Here is a 17793-nt window from a genome sequence, read left to right on the forward strand (position 1 = left end):
TTATATCAAGCCTCATATTTCTATTTGTTTTAAGATTTTATTATTTAACTGCTCGCCTTGGTTACCGTCAAAAGCATTAGCCAGATAGTTAAATTTATCATTACTATACAATTGTCTTCCGAACTTTAAATAAGAAGTATACTCGGTACCATTTTCCAGCTTACTAAGCACATCCAGCAGCGATTCTTTTGAGAATACTTCCGTTTTAACGACAGTAGAAGCTGGTTGTAATGATGTGACAAATTCATATTCAGCATTGGCATTCTGTTCTATTACTGCCTTATTCTCATATTTATAATGTGCACTTTTTCCAATGAAATCACTATCCGTAAAGGTAGTTGCTAACATTAAATCCAATAGGTAATTACTTCCATAAAAATCATTTTTATTAAAATAAGTGATGTATGGACTATCAATCCATTCCAGGATATTTTGATATTTATGCATATAGCTTCGAATAAACGTTTTAACTGATTTCGTATTATATTTTTGGAATAGCTCAAGATAACCATCAAACGTATCTACTAATAGATAAAGTTCTTTATGTTCATATTTCTGGTTTTCGAATTGCTGAAGTACCCTATAAAATTCATCTTTTGAGTGGATAAGTGCTAGTACCGTAACTTTAGGCAGTTCATAATAGACAGGAATTCCAGCAATTTCACAAATGTATTTTAATCTTTCTGTATATGTGTGTTTGCTTAAAACGTCTCGAATTCCTATCATTGACTTTTGTCTATACACCTCATCATTTGTAAGCAATTCTTTGAAGGCTTTATCAATTTCTTCCTCATTCTCTGAAATGTAGACCAAATCACCAAAAATTTCTTCGATACCTTTCGCATACGTACTTACAACAGGTGTACCAGAAGCTAACCCTTCAAATACCCTGCGTGAGAACATCGTAGGAGAATCTTTAACCGTATTCACATTGATCATGACTTTGTAGCCTTTATAAGCTTTATCAATCTCATAATACTTGAGACTTCCCTTGATATTCTCTTCAAGTCTTTCTGGGAATCGATGATTAGGCATTAAACCTTTTAAGTTCTTTTCAAAGTTACGATCATAAATGTCTAAACCGTACTTAGCCGCATAATCTAAAACCCTGTCCATGTCCCTTGCACGTTCTTCATGGTGACGATAATAAGAGCCAGCAAAACAAGCTTTATTTTCCCGTTCTTCGACAATCTTTATTGGATTATGAATCGCAGGTTGTGCTGCAAATGGAAGTGCATATACTTGCTCATGACCCGCTTGTTCTTTGTAGCTTGGGACCATTCTCTCGTCTGTTGTAAAAATATAATCAAATTTAATCGCAGTTTTAATAAAACGATTAAAGTGCACCGGATCTTCTTTATTCCAGAATACCGTTGGAACGTTGTTCTCGTTACACCATTTTATCAAACTAAACAATGACTTCATGTTATCTTCACCATAATAGCCAACGAGTTTGTTCCAGCTGCCGTTGTTCCCTACCCACGCAGACTCAACCATTAACAAATCTGGTTTATTGCTGGTTAAGATTTCTAACCAGTTATCTGGTGTAAAGGTGATTAATTCACACTCTTTTGCATATGAGGCTGTTGTGAATTCATCAAAAATAACGGCCATTTTTAGTTTCTTTAACGGCTTTGGATTTACTAATTTAAGTTCATATGGCTCACGATTATCTATAAATTCAGTCCGATCAGTGTCTGGATAGACCAGCATTTCCTTCAGGTCAAATTCTTCAATTGTTACGGTTCCTGCACCGCCAATTCTAAAGGCAATCCGGATATCTGTAGTATCAGGGTGGAATCTTAACGTGTTTGCCGTATTTAACCTGAGTTGATATACCTCTAACTTCTTCTCTCCGGCATACTCAACTACCATTGGAATAAATTGAACTCCTTCAGGTACTAGAACACGGAGGTTAAATTCATATACTGCGTCTTTATTTATCGGCAGCAGGTGCGAAACAGGCGGAGTCGCATAACTATTATTTTTCTCCTTATACGCTGCATAGGCACGCTTGTCTCCAGCAGCAGTTGATTCCACCACTAAACCTGTATTCTCTGTTTTTATGGTGATTAATTTGTTAGATGGGAACCAGCTTTCCTTGTTCAACTCTATCTTTAATTCATTTGTCGTCTCAATTTCTTTTTCATCTATATTAATTCGAATATTTTGGAATACACCTGTCCCATTCACTCTTATTATTGCTTTAATATCAGTAGTATCATCACTGAAACTAATGATGGATTGTTGATTAAATGGAACTTGTTTAATGTCTATTCTTCTGTCATTTTTGTAGCAAAGTATAAATAGCTCTAAATTAACATCTTCGAACAGGTTAGCATATGGAAATATTTCATAATAATGCTTTGGTTTCGGGATTAATAAGGATTTTTTTGGAGCCTCATTAATATCAACATGTTCGATACAAGGTAAGTAGCGATATTGTTTTGCAGTCAGCAAGGATTCAAAGCAATGGAATTCATTGTGAACTAATATTTTATTATCCTTGTATAAGCCAAATAGGTTCTCTTTGTCTACATTAAACACATAATCATACTTTGGATAACTCGTTTCAGATGTGGTTATCCTATTTGAAAGCCAATAACCCACTCCTGATACCCCTATAGCATTTAACTGGAAGTTTCCAGTTCCTTGTACTCTTAAAGCAATCCGCATATTCACTGCATCAGGATTTGGTAAAACTAACTTTTTACTATTTAGGTCAATTTGCTGGATTTCTATTTTTTCATTTTCGTTATTGTAGAAGATTAGGAAAAGCTTAACATCAAGCTGCAAGTCCTTTTCTCCTTCAAAAAGAACGGATAGCTTGTCGCCTTTCTTGACTTCAATAGGATTTTGAGGAGCGTTATTAAAATTTATGTTTGCTTCTCGATACGGGATATATAAATGACTTCCTTTTTCTAAATTAATATAGAAGGAAGAATGTAAGCTTTCAAAAGTAATCTCTTTCGTATTAGGTGCATACCAATTGGAACCACTTAAGCGAAGAAACTTGCTGTTGCCTTTCTTAGTCGTTTCCCACACAGAGATATCTCCAATTTGAATAGTATCAATTGTAAAATTACCTGTCCCCATTACCTTGATAGCAAGCCTAATATTGTCAAAGTCATTAGAAACGTGGATAGAAGTACCCTTATTAAGAGCAATCGTTTGATCTTCGATTCTGTTTCCATCCTTGTAAAATATAGCAATCATAGAAATAGCTATATTTTCATCCTTCAATCCTTTAAAGAAAACCTGATACTCTTGATTGGGTTGTAAATTTAGGGGCTTTTCTGCTGGTGATAAAGAGAACTTTGTATTTTGCTCTCTAAATGAAAAGTAAGCATGTTGATTGCTTTCTAGTTCGGAATAAAACGTACTGGTTAAATGGTCGAATGTAACAGGAGCGTCTATCTGTTTATACCAGCCTGTATTTCCTATTTCTTCAACAGATTTTCTTTCAAACTGTGGATTATAGCCCTGATTCAACCATTTTCTAGTTCTATTTATTTGTTCTAGTTTATTTGATATTCCATTACTCATATTTGATATACTCCTTTTACATTACCGTTATTTCTTTAGCTTTTTCCTAAGACCCCAGTATTTCACTGTTACTTTTCCAAGAAACGAATTTCTTATGGAGTTATATCTTTTTTCTAAATCGCCGTATTTTTTTTCAAGCTTAAGGTAATCGTTCAATTCTGTTTCACGCATATCTAATTGTAACTTTAGTTCTTTTTTTAATAATTCTATTTCCTTTTGAAGTATTTTCGTCTGGATTTCTGCAGCTTGATGTTCTTGATTTAAATCCTCTCTCGCACTCATAATTACCCGCCCTTTAAACAAAATTATTACCTGCCCAATACAGTTGGGCAATCAAGGGTAGTTTGTAATTATAACCAATCTCTCCACTTGATTTTGCCCTTTGGGTTTATTAATTATTATCAAATATTATTAACCATTGAAATCAGCTGGCTTTTCGCTTATTTTTCCAAAATGGTAGAGAATTGCTTCTACAATTCTTCTCGAAGCCTGTCCGTCACCATATGGGTTTGAGGCCTTCGCCATTGCGTCATGTGCTGATTTATCGGACAATAATTCATCTGCTAAACCGAAGATATTTTCCTCGTCCGTTCCAGCCAGCTTCAATGTACCTGCTTGAACGCCTTCTGGACGCTCGGTTGTATCTCTTAAGACTAAAACAGGAACTCCTAAAGATGGAGCCTCCTCTTGGACGCCGCCAGAATCGGTTAGGATTAAGTGAGCCCTGGACGCGAAGTTATGGAAATCAATGACATCTAGCGGTTCAATCAGATGGATTCGACTATTATCACCGAGAATTCTGCTGGCAATTTCCCGAACCACTGGATTCATATGAACAGGATAGACCACCTGAATATCATCGTGTTTCTCCACTAGTCTACTTATTGCACGAAACATATTTTCCATTGGTTTTCCCGTATTTTCACGGCGATGGGCTGTCATTAATACCAATCTGTTATTTCCTAACTTTTTGAATATAGGGTGATCATAATTTGCTTTAACTGTCGTTTTTAAGGCATCAATAGCTGTATTACCGGTAACAAATATATCCTTTTCCTTTTTATTCTCTACCAAGAGGTTTTGTTTCGATTGATTAGTAGGTGAAAAGTGAAGGTCTGCTAGAACTCCTGTCAGCTGACGGTTCATTTCTTCTGGATATGGTGAGTACTTATTTCCTGTTCTTAGACCTGCCTCGACATGTCCAATTGGAATTTGATTATAAAGAGCAGCTAAGCTTGCCACAAATGTTGTTGTGGTGTCTCCATGGACTAATACAATATCAGGTTTTACATCTTGTAATACTTGATTTAAACCCTCTAGACTCCTTGTAGTAACATCAATTAAGGTCTGCCTGTCTTTCATAATGTTTAGATCATAATCTGGTGTGATTTCGAAAATAGTTAATACCTGATCCAACATTTGTCGATGTTGCGCTGTAACGGTAACAATTGATTGAATGTGTTCATGGTTCTTTTCTAACTCCTTCACAAGCGGAGCCATTTTTATCGCTTCTGGTCGTGTTCCAAATACCGTCATTACCTTTAATTGATTACTCATAGAAACCTCCAAATTGTTAATAAAGCTTTTAAAGTGGTGCACTTTTATAATAAATATTTAAGAAAATGTTTTTTTCATTGTCCCAGTTGTATTTTTGACTGGCTTTAATTGACTTTATCTTCATCTCTTCATACTCTTTATGATTTTCTAATAACCAATTCGCCCCATTGGCTATTGAAATAGGATCATGTGAATCAACCGTTACTCCTGTTTCATCCCCCTCAACCACTCTTTGAATCTCTGGAAAACTACAGGCTACCACAGGCACGCCAGCCATCATGTATTCAAACAGCTTGTTTGAGGAAGCTGAGTAGTGGTTGAAACAAACATTATTTAGCACCTGAAATCCTATATAACCATTTCTCGTGTATTTTGGCAGGTCACCTACAGGTACCTTCGGATGGAATTTCACCTTATCCTCAAGCCCCATCTCCTTGACCATATTTTGTAATTCTTTTTTAATTTTCCCTTCACCAATTAGGACCAAAACTCCCTCTTTAAAATAAGGGACTGCCTTTATTAATTTATCTAAACCGCGGCCTGTTTGAATTCCACCTTGGTATAAAAGAATCTTTTCATTTCTCGGAATGTTTAAGATCTCATGTAAATCGACTTTTTCTTGATGATTTACTGTTTGTTGTTTGAATGGATAGTTGTGCACAACATGCGGATAAAAACCATATAAGTCTTCGTTGTATTTTGCTCTTGTATTATTTTCAACGATCATTTCGTCAATTTTCTTTATTAAAAATGCTTCCAGCTTCCCATGGATTGGACTATTATATCCCGTACGACTGGTTTGAACTTCATGGGAATCGTAAATTAGTTTTTTCGGCTTTAAGCGCCACTTTGCACTAATATAGCCTTGAGGCAGGGTATTTAAATCATTAGAATGATAAATATCATAATTGCCTGAATACCCTTTTAGGATCATTCTTAGGATCAAGCTGCCACGGACCCATACTACATTTAATTTTGTTTTCAATAAAAAGAATACCAAAAAAGTCAATGGGATAATTACCAGTGGCACTAAATAGGCCAAAACTGCCCATAAAATCACGCCAAAAGTTCCAAACAATTTATTCTGTTTGGAGAAACGGTAAGCCTTTTGCAATAGTTCAAGTAAAACAGGATATCTTCTAAGTCGATATACTTTAAATCGTTCATTTCTTTGTTCTAACATTGGCAGGTTCGGATCTTTTGGATCATGTATACAAATAAGGTCAACATCATAACCAGCCTCTGATAAAGCTGTACACTCTCTTAACACCCTGGCATCATTTGTGAAATGATTCCATACAAACATCCCTACTCTTTTAGACATCGTAATCCTCCTTTCTTGTATTTCTAATTCATATACTCAACCAATTTCTTAATATTCGCTTCCCAGTTAAAATCCCTAAGTATTACTTTATGCTCTCGTTGAGACATCTCTTCCCTCAGCTTTTTATCGTCTAATAATTTCTTAATAAGAGACACCATTTCCTGAGGATCATCCGAATTACTTGCAATCCCTACCCGCTCTTTTTCTACTATTTCCTTGGCGTATCCATCGATGACACCAACTATTGGTACTCCACAGGTCATATAATCAATAATTTTTCCTGGAAGGACTGTTTTAAAAACTTCCTTATCTTTTAGAGTAACCAAACCCAAGTCATGCTCCGTTATAATCTTAAAGCATTCTTTGCGCGTCAACGGTTTAATGATGGTTACATTTTTGTATTGTTTAATAGAGTTAAAAAGTTCATTTTTATTTACACCGTAGCCAATGATTGTCAAATTGATTCCCTGATTTTCTAGGAGGGGGACCAAGTTATTAATTAGCTCTGTGTTTTGAGCCAACCCTAAATTCCCTGCATAAATAATTCTAGGTATTTTGTTTTCTTTCTTATCATTAGAAGCAATCTCTTCTCTGACTGCTCCATTTGGAATAAATAATATTTTCGACTTTGGTATATTAGCCTTTTTCTGAATATACTCTTCAAAACCCAAGCTGTTAATGATAATTTTATCTGATTTTTTATAAAGGATTTTCTCCAGAACGCCAAAGAAGTTTAGTATAAAGGGATAGTTAAATACCCCAACGCCCTTTAAGGATTCAGGCCATAAATCCCTTATATCTAAGATAAAGTTACATTTGTATCTATATTTTGCGAATAAACCAACGAAACCAGTAAATATCGGCGGTGAGGTAACAAAGATATAATCATACTGTTGCTTATCTTTAACAATGAGGAAAAGAAATTTCAAGGCTACCTCTAAATAGTAAAATAAGCGGTTTAGAATACTGTTTGAATATTTTCTGTTGTTAATTTTGATTCTAACAATGTTATCTTTTTCACAATTTAAGGACTCCTCATCCCAGAAATCTGCATTCTCATATATTTTCTTATTAGGATAAGAGGGTTCCGAAGTGAAGATCCTCACATCGAAATTTTCCTGTTTCAGTTGCATAAATAGGTGTTTAATGCGGTTCGCATGACTCCCTATTTCTGGATAAAAATGCTGTGATATGATCAATACTCGCTTCACTAACAGGTTACCACCTTTTACATATCATAATCGCTTTGCTTGTCACATTTTGTAAGTTAATGTAAAATTATCCTTTTTATCATACTACAGCCTTGAAGTAAATTAAACAAGATCAATGGGCTGAAAGTGTATAGTTCAAACTATTTCGTTTTACAAAATAACTTAGTAAAAAAATAAATACCTAATAGAATTTACTAGGTTATGACACCTACTCACATTAGATATTTTTCTATAATTTTATCGGTTTTAGCAGTTTCCTGACACCATAAAACTGATATAAATGGATTGTCGAAACATTTAATCATTCATACAATAATCGACAAAATCCTAATAAGTTTATCACTTTTACTATTTGTGGTAAAGGCAAGATATTTGTTAAGAGACATAACAGCTTCTTAACTAGTTTTATTTTTTATAAAAAAAAGGTGGAAAAGAGCGTTACTCCTCTTCCACCTTTACATAAATTATTGATTATAGATAAAGTTATATCCTCCACTAATTCTTTGATAAGTAATCTTGCCTGGTGATAATTTACTATATGCAATATACCAGTCACCCTTTACTAACACAGCTTGCACATCACGGCCTTCAATTTGAAATAAACCTTTTCCTTTATCTGTGTATGGAATATTTAGAGCCTTTAAAGCATTCCAATTCACATATGCTCCATTATTAATCCTATAACCGCCTTGGGCAAAATCATTTCCATTTAATTGCACTTTTATAGGAGGCGTGATGATAAAGTTATATCCTCCACTAATTCTTTCATATCTAATCCCTGATGATAGATAACTATATGGGATATACCAGTCTCCGTTTACCGAAACAGCCTGCACATTACGACCTTCAATAGCAAATAAACCTTTCCCTTTATCTGTAAATGGTGTATTTAGAATCTTCAAAGCATTCCAATTGACATAGGTACCATTATTAAACCTGTATCCGCCTTGTATAAAATCATTTCCATTCAACTGTACTCTAACAGGAGTTGTGTAGATAAAGTTATATCCACCGCTAAATCTTTCGTAAATGATTTTCCCTGGTGATAAGAGACTGTAAGGGATATACCAGTCTTTGTTTATTAACACAGCTTGCACATTGCGACCTTCAATTACAAATAAGCCATTCCCTTTATCTGTGTATGGAATGTTTAGAATTTTTAAGGCGTTCCAATTCACATGGGTCCCATTTTTATAGATATAACCACCTTGAGAGAAATCATTTCCATTTAATCGTACTTTTACAGGAGTAGTGTAGATAAAGTTATATCCACCACTAATTCTTTCGTAGATGAGTCTCCCAGGTGATAATTCGTGCCAAGCGATATACCAATCTCCGTTAATTGATAATGCTTGAACGGTACGACCTTCAATTTCGAATACTCCATTACCTTTATTACTGTGTAGAATTTTTAATGCATCTAACGCCTTCCAATTTAAATGCGTATGGGAATTGGCAATATAACCTTCGGCAAAATCTACTCCATTTAGTTGTATTTTACGTGCTTGGTAACTTAGTGCTGTTTCTACCTCTGTGGTACTTTCATTTCCCGCCTCATCTTTAGCTATTACAGCGATAGTAGTACCTGAAGCTTGTGCTGCTATCGTAATACTAAACTTGCCTTCAGCATCCGCTTTACCGCTGCCGATTACTGTATCACCAATCTTTACTGTTACTTCTGCGTTTCCTTCTGTTATTCCATTTACTGAAGTTGTTTTGTCGGTAATGGCATCCACTATTGGAGCTGCTGGAGGTGTCTTATCAACCACCGTTACCGTTGTTACTTCACTAACATTATCACCAGCATCTTTCGCCGAAACCGTAATCACTGTTCCAGCAGCTTGAACTGGTATGGCTATTGTAAAGTTCCCGCTTTCATCTGCTGTTCCTGAGTAGGTTTCTGAACCAATTGACACTGTAACACTTGCTCCGGCTTCTGTGGTTCCTGACACTGCTGTTGATTGGTCATTTACCTCCGTTACCACTGGGTTGGCTGGTGCTGTTTTATCTACCACGGTTACCCTTGTTTCCTCACTGACATTATCGGACGCGTCTTTTGCCGAAACTGTAATGACTGTTCCTTCACTTTGAACCGGTATTGCTATTGTAAAGTTCCCGCTCTCATCTGCTGTTCCTGTGTATATCTCTGAACCTATTGATACTGTCACACTTGCTCCAGCCTCCGTCGTACCAGACACTTCTGTCGATTGATCACTTACCTCCGCTACTACAGGGTTCACTGGTGGTGTAGAATCTGCATTAGGGTCGCGGACTACGAATGATACATCATTAAAAAATGCTACAGACTGATTTCCTGACAAGTCTAACGCGTTAATAAAATCGATCGTAATAACTTCCCCGTCAGGAACATCTGTTGGAACAGTGATGGTACCTATCCATTTCTGCAGGTTATTATCGTATGTTAAATTGATACTTTCATTTCCATTATAGTAGGCTGTTACATTTGCTACACCTGACTCTGCATCTTCAACCATTGCAAATATGGTGACCTGTTCACCAATATTCACCTCTGTTTTATCGAGTTCAACAGCTGAAATGACTGGTCCAGTATAATCGCCTTCCAAATTAACAACCGTAAAGCCGCCTTCTGCATCTCCAAAATTAAAATTAAATGATGGATCATAGGCAGCAACACTAACTTGATAGAAGCCTGGTGCCGTGGTTTCTTGTACCACAAAACTTCCAGTCCATTGATCATTCTCTTCATTGTAATTCATTTCAACAAACTGAGATCCCTCTTGGCTGTAGAAAGTAGCAAATACCGAATCTACTGCTACATTGTCCGTAACGTTAGCTGTAACAGTAACCGTTTCGCCTACTTTAACTTCTCCCTGTGTCACTTGAACATTTGAAATGACTGGAGCATCAAAGTCACCGTCATTGTTGATGACATCAAAGGCTGCAGGGTGTTCTTTATACCCGCTGTTTCCTGCTTTATCAGTCGAATGGATGACCACATTCCACACTCCTGATTGGAAACCGGATTCGATGTTTAAGTCAGCCACCCATTCTCCCGTGTTTGGATCCAATGTCATGTGACGAAGATAAATATCATTCGGATGGTCAATATGTGAGAATTCCGCATAGACCGACCTTACACCCGATTTGTCATCACTGACTGGAACTGAAACCCTCACACTCTCTCCTGGAGCGGCTGTTTTTGGTGAAATGACTGGCGTACCAATCGCTGGGCTTGTATAGTCACTAAGAGGATTGGTTAATACTAATTTCTCCTCTAGCGTTACCCAATCAAAGTTTCCAGCTTTGTCAAACATATCGATATCGATATACCATGAACCCGGCTGATCGCTTTCGCTAAAAATATGGCTGCCTACCCACTCACCTGTAGCTTCATCTAATGTTAGAGGTACATAATGATACCCCGTGCTATCAGCTGTGTATATAGCAGCAAATACGGATGCTACTCCGTTCGCATCATTCACTTTTGTACGAATGGTAACCTCTTCATTTACACCTACTGCTAGAGGTGTGATCGTTCTAGACTCTAACGTTGGTGCTTCAGCGTCCCCGCCATTTGGGTTCACTACTTGAACTTCAATCGGTTCCGCTGGCAGTGCATACGTGTAATTACCTGCTGCGTCGAATAAATCAAAATCTATTATCCAGGTACCTTCTAAGTCTAACTCCGTGATCGTATATGTACCTTTCCATTCCCCTGTAGCTGTATCAAGTTCCAGTGGAAGGACTTTGTACCCAGTTCCATTTGGTAGATTTAAGTAGGCATCTACCGCTGCCACACCACTTAGATCATCAGAAACCTGAGCCGTAATTGTAATTGTTTCTCCTACTGCCGCTGTAGTTGGATTGACCGTTGCACTTTCAAGAACGGGTCCGAATAAATCTTCTGCCAGCGCTCCAATAGAAGTAGAATCTACTGCAGCCTTTACTTGACTCTCTACTTTTATGGATTGCGGAATCACTGCTCCATTAGTCCCTGCCAAAGCACCTCCCGGAAGAGACAATGATAAGCACAAAACACTAATAACAATGGATTTTTTCCTCAAACATAACCCTCCCTATTATTAATTCTCTACTCAAAAATACCTCCTCCTTCGCTACTATGTATAGGAATTATATCCTATTTTAGAACCCATGAATATACTATTGACATAATATTACATATATTTTGAATATAATAAATATTGCAACAACAGTCGACAAACCCAAATAAAAAAGGCTGCCTCTCATACGATGTCGAGAGAGCAAACCTACTAAGCTCTAGGACAGTTTTTTCAATTCAGCAACCACTTTTTCAATACGTTTTTCTTTTTGAATTCGATACAATTCAACATATTCATCCGAGATATTATTGGTTAGATTCTTTGAAATAACCTCTTTTTGCATATTGGAAATGATACTATCGATCTGAGTCTTTGTACTTTCTTCATAATCATTATAAATAGCAAGATACTTACCTTCTAATCTTGTAACATCCTGATTTCTTTCTTTCTTCGCATTAAACTCTTTTTCCGCCTGTTTGATAAGTTCCACAAGCCTTTTATCAGCTAATTGATTCACTTTTTCCCATTGCGGATTATACATTCTCTTAACCTCTTGAATGGTTTCTTCTTGTTTATTAGTCTGTGAATCTGAGAGATTTGTTTTATTTACCACCTGTTCTACTGCGACATTCTGACCAGAAGAATCTACCGCTTTTTGGTCTTTTTTATCATGATTCACAACCAGTAATAGACTCGTTCCAGCTACAACTACGGCAAGCGCAGATCCAACCCAGTATTTTTTCATTTTTTTCACTCCACTGTATGTATTTATAACGTTCTTTTTTAGGATTTGCGACTAGAAGCTTTGGAAAGTAGGAAAAATTGATGGTAGATATGTGTATCTAAGGTACTATGCAAGTTAAATTTTCCCAATCATAATCTGAAAGCACACTTATTATATAGTAATTTTAACCCATTTTAGAACTACTTTATGCCTAGCCGCAACGATTTTCGTCCTTCAAAAAATGACCATTTTCTTCTTTTACCTATACTTTCGTCATCTTTTTGCTAGAATTGGTCACTCTTTGCAATTTTATGTACTTCATTAGAGGAAATTCATGGTAGAATATGTTTAAAATACCAGAATAATAGAGGTGATTCGTGGATGAAGAAATTAATGGTTCGCGCAGTTTCGACTGCTGCCTTTCTTTCGACGGTTTATGCAGGGTCGGCGTATGCCAGTACCCATACTGTTGAAAAAGGAGATTCCCTATGGGAAATAGCAAAAAAATATCAAACTACTGTTTCAGAATTAAAAAGCTTGAATAACTTAACATCTGATTTTCTTCAGGTGAATCAAACATTGAAGGTTTCAGCTGTTCCAGAAATTAAGAAAACAACAGCAGCTAGTACTAGTACATCATCACCTTCTACTAGTAATTATGTTGTTAAGAGCGGTGATTACCTTGGCAAAATCGCTGGGCAATTTAACACGACGGTTCAAGAGTTGAAGTCACTTAATAGTTTGAAATCTGATATGATTTATGTTGGACAAACACTTAAGGTCTCAGGAAAGGTTGAGACAGCGCCTCCCGTTGCCGTTACACCGCCGCCAGCAGCCGTTTCATCCACTGCGGTTTACACGGTTGTAAGTGGGGATACCTTGAGTAAAATCGGTGTACAGTATAAAATGACTGTTCAAGAATTAAAACAGCTAAATGGCTTAAAGTCCGATATGATTTATGTAGGCCAGAAATTGAAGGTTTCGGGAAAGGCAAGTGTAACCACTCCGCCTCCAGCCCCTGCAACACCACCCGTTACGGCTCCTGTAACAACTCCTGTTGGACCTGCGAAAACGACTGAATACACAGTTAAAAGCGGCGATACATTAGGTGGTATTTCATCTAGTTATAAAATGACTGTCCAGGAATTAAGGAATCTTAACGGATTGAAATCCGATATGATTTACGTGGGGCAAAAACTGAAGGTTAGCGGTTCTGCACCGGAGGTAAAACCGACTGCAGCACCGAGCACTGCGTTCCAGACGGAACTTATTACTGTTGCAAAAAGCTTAATCGGTGTCCCTTACGTGTGGGCAGGCAGCTCCTTATCTGGCTTTGACTGCAGCGGCTTCATTTATTATGCTGCCAATCAAGCCGGCTACAAAATCGGGCGCTATTCAGCAGAAGGCTACTATAGCCGTACCTACTACGTTGATCAGCCACAACCGGGTGATTTAGTCTTTTTTGAAAATACATATAAAAAAGGAATCTCTCATCTAGGTATTTATCTTGGCAATAACGAGTTCATCCATGCCGATGCAACGAAGGGTGTTACCATCTCAAACCTGTCCAACTCTTATTACAAAGCACACTTTGATGGGTTTAAGCGATTTTATTAATTCAACGATTTCATGAAAGCCAGACATTTTGTCTGGCTTTTTAGTATTGAGTTTTGGGGATTGAATTTGTTAGGCAGATAAACAAGGCTTATAGGCAGGTAAAATGGAATCTATGCAGGTAAGCCGGCAATATCCGCAGGTAGAGTATTCATTTTGGCAGGTAGGTAATTAAAATGTACACTGGAATTTAGAATTTAAACTTATTATCGAGCTCAAAACCCAAATATAGAAATTAAATCATCTATAGCAGGCGGTATCCTGACTTTTTCAGTGGTGAGTTTGGTCCGCTGAATTTGGAAGGCAGGTAAACATAGCATTTAGGCAGGTAAAATGGAATCTATGCAGGTAAGCCGGCAATATCCGCAGCTAGAGGATTCATTTTAGCAGGTAGGTAATTAAAATCTACACTGGAATTTGGAATTTAAGCTTATTATCAAGCTTAAAACCCAAATATAGTAAATTAAATCATCTATAGCAGGCGCTAGCCTGACTTTTTCTGTGGTGTGTTTGGTCCGCTGAATTTGTTAGGCAGATAAACAAAGCATATAGGCAGATAAAATAGAATCTATGCAGGTAAGCAAACCAAATCCGCAGGTAGAGGATTCATTTTGGCAGATAAGATAAAAGAGGTAAATAAAAACCACACTCGAATTCAGCCCATATGCCTAATTCCAAAACAGAATACCCATATAAAGGAAATTTAAGACCTTAGCCAGGCTGCCGCCTTGCTTTTTCAACTATATAAATCTGCCATCGAGATAAAATGACAGAAAGGGTGTGGTTTTTGCAGGTAAAAGGCTTAATTAGGCAGGTAAACAAACCAGATCTGCAGGTAGAGTAACACTTTTGGCAGATAACAAAGTTACTTTAACACCGGACCTTTCTTTTTAGTTCTCATCGGCTTCTTATCACCCTTCTCCTTCGCATTCTTTTGTAACCACAGAAAGATGTCTGTGATCACTTTTGATAAGACAAGGATTACGATATAGCTTAGAAACAGGTGAAAGTAATTTGCCCATGAGTTGAACTTGAACAAATTATGCATGACAAGAATTGGTTTTAGGATGAACGAGAGACCCAAACTTAATAGCAATGTATAGAGGTAATAGTTTTTATTATGTTTATTCGTCCATTGGTACACTAATATGAACGATACCGGAACCAACGATGCGTCCAATCCGAGATTATGTGCGACAAAAGGTATCATCTTATAAGGAAACGACCAAAGTGCTTGAGTCGAACCAAAATCATCAAAATAGGCAAACCAAACATGTACGTTGAATCCATAGAAGCCAAGCTGGAGCGCCCGTTTCCAGTCCATAGCAAAATAAAGAATGATGAGCGGGGACAGAAACATAATAACGGTGAACCAAAATTGCCACGTATCCAAGGCAGAAAAATCATGCCAATATTTCAGCCATTGTGCAGCTCCCTCTTGCTGTTCTTTTATTAATTTATTTAAGGCCTCTTTTTGTGCATCACTCATTGGAATTCCCTGCCTTGGTCTTATTTTTCATCTTAATTTACCCAAAACATTGGAAAATAAATGGATGCTTAAAAATCTTTTCTTAAGTAGTATATCGAACAGGAATTACGGCGATGAAAGTAGAAATGGTAACTAACTCGAGGAGGTTTGAAATATGGAGAAATTCGGGATTTACGGTAAGTTAATTGCAAAAGAAGGCGAACGGGAACAGCTGGAAGCGATACTATTAGAAGCTGCAGAATCATTGCAAAATCATGATGATTGCGAACTATATCTTGTAAGTGTGGCACCAGAGGATTCTAATGCGGTTTATGTTTATGAGGTGTGGAGCAGTGAGAATGCCCATCAAGCTTCATTATCATTGAAATCCACGCAAACATTAATACAGCGTGCGAAACCGATCCTTGCTGGGATGGAAAGGATTTCGACGCTAGTTCCTAGAGGGGGTAAAGGAATATAGACTATTCCTTTGCCTCTCGGATTGTCGAGGAAGATATTTTTCTCGGCATTTTTATATTTACAGCACACTGTATTGACCCGAGGATTTTCTGCCAGGCTTCGGGCACTCCAGCACCTCTGCATTGACCCAAATTCTTATCTTGTCGGGCTTCAGTCACTCGCCCTTTGCCTTTAGATTTAGCTGCTTCACCATCGCCGTGACCAGTGCACCCAATGGATTAATAACCATTTGAGAAGTTTCCTGCTCTACCTGCTGCGCCGCCCCAACCATCGATAACTGTGCAACAGAGACAGTCCTCCCCTGATAATTTTTCAAAGAATCAGCCACTTCTTTTTGGTACTCATCCTTTTTGCCGCTCATGATTAATTCAAAGGTATTCTCGATGACCACAACCTCAATATCCAGCACTTTCTGCTTGGATTTTGCATATTGCTGAAGCCGGTTCATCGTTCCAGGTACGGTATCCGGATTTGTAAACAATATTGTCTGAGGCTGATCAATCTCGCAAAGAACCTCGAAGTACGGTTCATCCATCTTGATGATTGGCACGTTGGCCGCAAGATCTTCCAGTAGCGCAATATAGTTTGTACATGTAATAAGGACGGCGTCTACACCTGATTGTACAACCCACTCTACTTGTTCCTTCACTTTCCTTTGAGCATTAGAATCAGTGAAACCCTCGTCATTCTTCACACGATACATGAGCCCCGGATCGACGAAATGACTTAACTCGACATCATAGGCCGAAAGCGCCATTTCTATATAATTAATATTTGAATAATGTGCATGCAGACAACCAATTTTTTTCTTCAAGCCTCATACCTCTTTTTTTAAAATGAGTCATATATCCCGTTTCTGAAGCCAGGTACATAATTTTCATATGGGATGCCATGATAGTAAGACACAAAGGAGGTGCTTATATGAAAAAGCTTCTAATTTGTTTCTTATTACTATTTGGCTTTACCTGTTCCTCTCTGCCTCAACTCGGCCATACTGCCTATGCCCAGCAAAAACCGATTCCTCCCTATGCTAAGTGGAGTAAAATCGCATTGGCTAAAACAAAAGAAAAGTATCCGAATGCCCAAATCATCGATTATCTTTATGTTGGCAGGCAAAATGGAACGCGTACCTCAACTGAGAAATTCAAATTATGGTTAAAAGAAAACGGTAAAGAATTCGGTGTTTATGTAGACATTGAATTTATCAAAGAAACGGAACAAGTTGTAAATATAACGTATACGGAAACGGCCAGATAATGGCCTGCCAGGGGTCCATGACAGTTTTTATTTTTTGACAATGTAGTGTAATTCGGCAAACTGTTTATATCGTCGAACATCGACCAGTGTAAGTTTGCTCTCCTGGTCCCCTGGTACAAACATCGGAATACCCTTCCCGATGATGATGGGAGCTATTTGGATAATAAACTCATCCACCAGCTTTAGCAGCAGTTGAAGCACTTCGCCGCCGCCGACAATCCAAATCCGTTTGCCCTCCTGCTCCTTCAACGACTGTGTAAAACCTGCAATATCTTCATTAATAAACGTTACGTGTTCATCCGAACCAGTCACTGTCCGTGAAAAAACATAACAGGGCTTGCCCTCGTACGGGAATTTTTCAGGAGAAAGAATGGCGATTTGGTCGTACGTACTTCTTCCCATCAGGATTGTGTCGATACTATCGTAAAATTCATGATAACCCGTTTCCTCTTCTCCCTCTGTCCCAAATAACCAATCCAATGAATGATTTTCACGTGCGAGGTAACCGTCTAAACTGATTGCACCGTAAAAAACTAACTTGCTTTGTTTATTCATACTTCTGCCTCCCT

13 protein-coding genes are annotated in these 17793 nt (G+C 37.6%); 3 read left to right on the forward strand and 10 right to left on the reverse strand.

The features are described 5' to 3' along the window. Nucleotides 1-12: 12 nt before the first annotated feature. The 7 genes from QNH29_RS28645 to QNH29_RS28675 all read right to left on the reverse strand — a co-directional run bounded on the left by QNH29_RS28645 (nt 13) and on the right by QNH29_RS28675 (nt 12426). Nucleotides 13-3546, reverse strand: a complete 3534-nt coding sequence (locus QNH29_RS28645) for a CgeB family protein (RefSeq protein WP_283862625.1) — start codon at nt 3544-3546, stop codon at nt 13-15. A gap of 27 nt (nt 3547-3573) precedes the next feature. Continuing rightward, a complete protein-coding gene (locus tag QNH29_RS28650) occupies nt 3574-3828 on the reverse strand; it encodes a hypothetical protein (protein WP_283862626.1) in 255 nt (84 codons plus the stop codon). A gap of 129 nt (nt 3829-3957) precedes the next feature. Then, entirely contained in the window at nt 3958-5103 is a 1146-nt protein-coding gene (wecB, locus tag QNH29_RS28655) for a non-hydrolyzing UDP-N-acetylglucosamine 2-epimerase (RefSeq protein ID WP_283862627.1), read from the reverse strand. A 28-nt stretch (nt 5104-5131) separates the two neighbouring features. After that, nucleotides 5132-6427 (reverse strand): glycosyltransferase, encoded by a 1296-nt coding sequence (locus QNH29_RS28660; protein ID WP_283862628.1) that lies wholly within the window; start codon nt 6425-6427, stop codon nt 5132-5134. A 23-nt stretch (nt 6428-6450) separates the two neighbouring features. Beyond that, nucleotides 6451-7638, reverse strand: a complete 1188-nt coding sequence (locus QNH29_RS28665; RefSeq protein WP_283862629.1) for a glycosyltransferase family 4 protein — start codon at nt 7636-7638, stop codon at nt 6451-6453. A 464-nt stretch (nt 7639-8102) separates the two neighbouring features. Beyond that, complete coding sequence (locus QNH29_RS28670; protein WP_283862630.1) at nt 8103-11684, reverse strand: Ig-like domain-containing protein; 3582 nt, start codon at nt 11682-11684, stop codon at nt 8103-8105. Nucleotides 11685-11898: 214 nt separating this feature from the next. After that, the gene (locus tag QNH29_RS28675) at nt 11899-12426 is read right to left on the reverse strand and encodes a hypothetical protein (protein ID WP_283862631.1); all 528 of its coding nucleotides are present in this window, start codon (nt 12424-12426) and stop codon (nt 11899-11901) included. Nucleotides 12427-12786: 360 nt separating this feature from the next. On the opposite strand from QNH29_RS28675, the gene QNH29_RS28680 reads away from it, so the two are divergent. Beyond that, nucleotides 12787-14022: a C40 family peptidase gene (locus QNH29_RS28680; RefSeq protein WP_283862632.1), complete on the forward strand. Its 1236-nt coding sequence runs from the start codon at nt 12787-12789 to the stop codon at nt 14020-14022. A gap of 862 nt (nt 14023-14884) precedes the next feature. On the opposite strand, the gene QNH29_RS28685 is transcribed toward QNH29_RS28680, so the two are convergent. Beyond that, complete coding sequence (locus QNH29_RS28685; RefSeq protein WP_283862633.1) at nt 14885-15508, reverse strand: CBO0543 family protein; 624 nt, start codon at nt 15506-15508, stop codon at nt 14885-14887. A gap of 154 nt (nt 15509-15662) precedes the next feature. On the opposite strand from QNH29_RS28685, the gene QNH29_RS28690 reads away from it, so the two are divergent. Next, complete coding sequence (locus QNH29_RS28690; RefSeq protein ID WP_283862634.1) at nt 15663-15968, forward strand: putative quinol monooxygenase; 306 nt, start codon at nt 15663-15665, stop codon at nt 15966-15968. 153 nt (nt 15969-16121) lie between these two features. Here QNH29_RS28690 and QNH29_RS28695 read toward each other — a convergent pair whose 3' ends face one another. Next, complete coding sequence (locus QNH29_RS28695; RefSeq protein WP_283862635.1) at nt 16122-16781, reverse strand: hypothetical protein; 660 nt, start codon at nt 16779-16781, stop codon at nt 16122-16124. A 107-nt stretch (nt 16782-16888) separates the two neighbouring features. Here QNH29_RS28695 and QNH29_RS28700 point away from each other — a divergent pair, with 107 nt between their 5' ends. Then, nucleotides 16889-17224 (forward strand): DUF3889 domain-containing protein, encoded by a 336-nt coding sequence (locus tag QNH29_RS28700; protein ID WP_283862636.1) that lies wholly within the window; start codon nt 16889-16891, stop codon nt 17222-17224. 27 nt (nt 17225-17251) lie between these two features. Here QNH29_RS28700 and QNH29_RS28705 read toward each other — a convergent pair whose 3' ends face one another. Beyond that, nucleotides 17252-17779 (reverse strand): dihydrofolate reductase family protein, encoded by a 528-nt coding sequence (locus QNH29_RS28705; protein ID WP_283862637.1) that lies wholly within the window; start codon nt 17777-17779, stop codon nt 17252-17254. Nucleotides 17780-17793: the final 14 nt, after the last annotated feature.

Source organism: Neobacillus sp. DY30 (assembly GCF_030123065.1).
Classification (GTDB): domain Bacteria; phylum Bacillota; class Bacilli; order Bacillales; family Cytobacillaceae; genus Neobacillus.

Coding starts and splice junctions, on each gene's coding strand:
- QNH29_RS28675 (WP_283862631.1), bottom strand. CDS start 12,426: ATGAAAAAATACTGGGTTGGATCTGCGCTTGCCGTAGTTGTAGCTGGA.
- QNH29_RS28700 (WP_283862636.1), top strand. CDS start 16,889: ATGAAAAAGCTTCTAATTTGTTTCTTATTACTATTTGGCTTTACCTGT.
- QNH29_RS28685 (WP_283862633.1), bottom strand. CDS start 15,508: ATGAGTGATGCACAAAAAGAGGCCTTAAATAAATTAATAAAAGAACAG.
- QNH29_RS28690 (WP_283862634.1), top strand. CDS start 15,663: ATGGAGAAATTCGGGATTTACGGTAAGTTAATTGCAAAAGAAGGCGAA.
- QNH29_RS28660 (WP_283862628.1), bottom strand. CDS start 6,427: ATGTCTAAAAGAGTAGGGATGTTTGTATGGAATCATTTCACAAATGAT.
- QNH29_RS28650 (WP_283862626.1), bottom strand. CDS start 3,828: ATGAGTGCGAGAGAGGATTTAAATCAAGAACATCAAGCTGCAGAAATC.
- QNH29_RS28705 (WP_283862637.1), bottom strand. CDS start 17,779: ATGAATAAACAAAGCAAGTTAGTTTTTTACGGTGCAATCAGTTTAGAC.
- wecB (WP_283862627.1), bottom strand. CDS start 5,103: ATGAGTAATCAATTAAAGGTAATGACGGTATTTGGAACACGACCAGAA.
- QNH29_RS28645 (WP_283862625.1), bottom strand. CDS start 3,546: ATGAGTAATGGAATATCAAATAAACTAGAACAAATAAATAGAACTAGA.
- QNH29_RS28680 (WP_283862632.1), top strand. CDS start 12,787: ATGAAGAAATTAATGGTTCGCGCAGTTTCGACTGCTGCCTTTCTTTCG.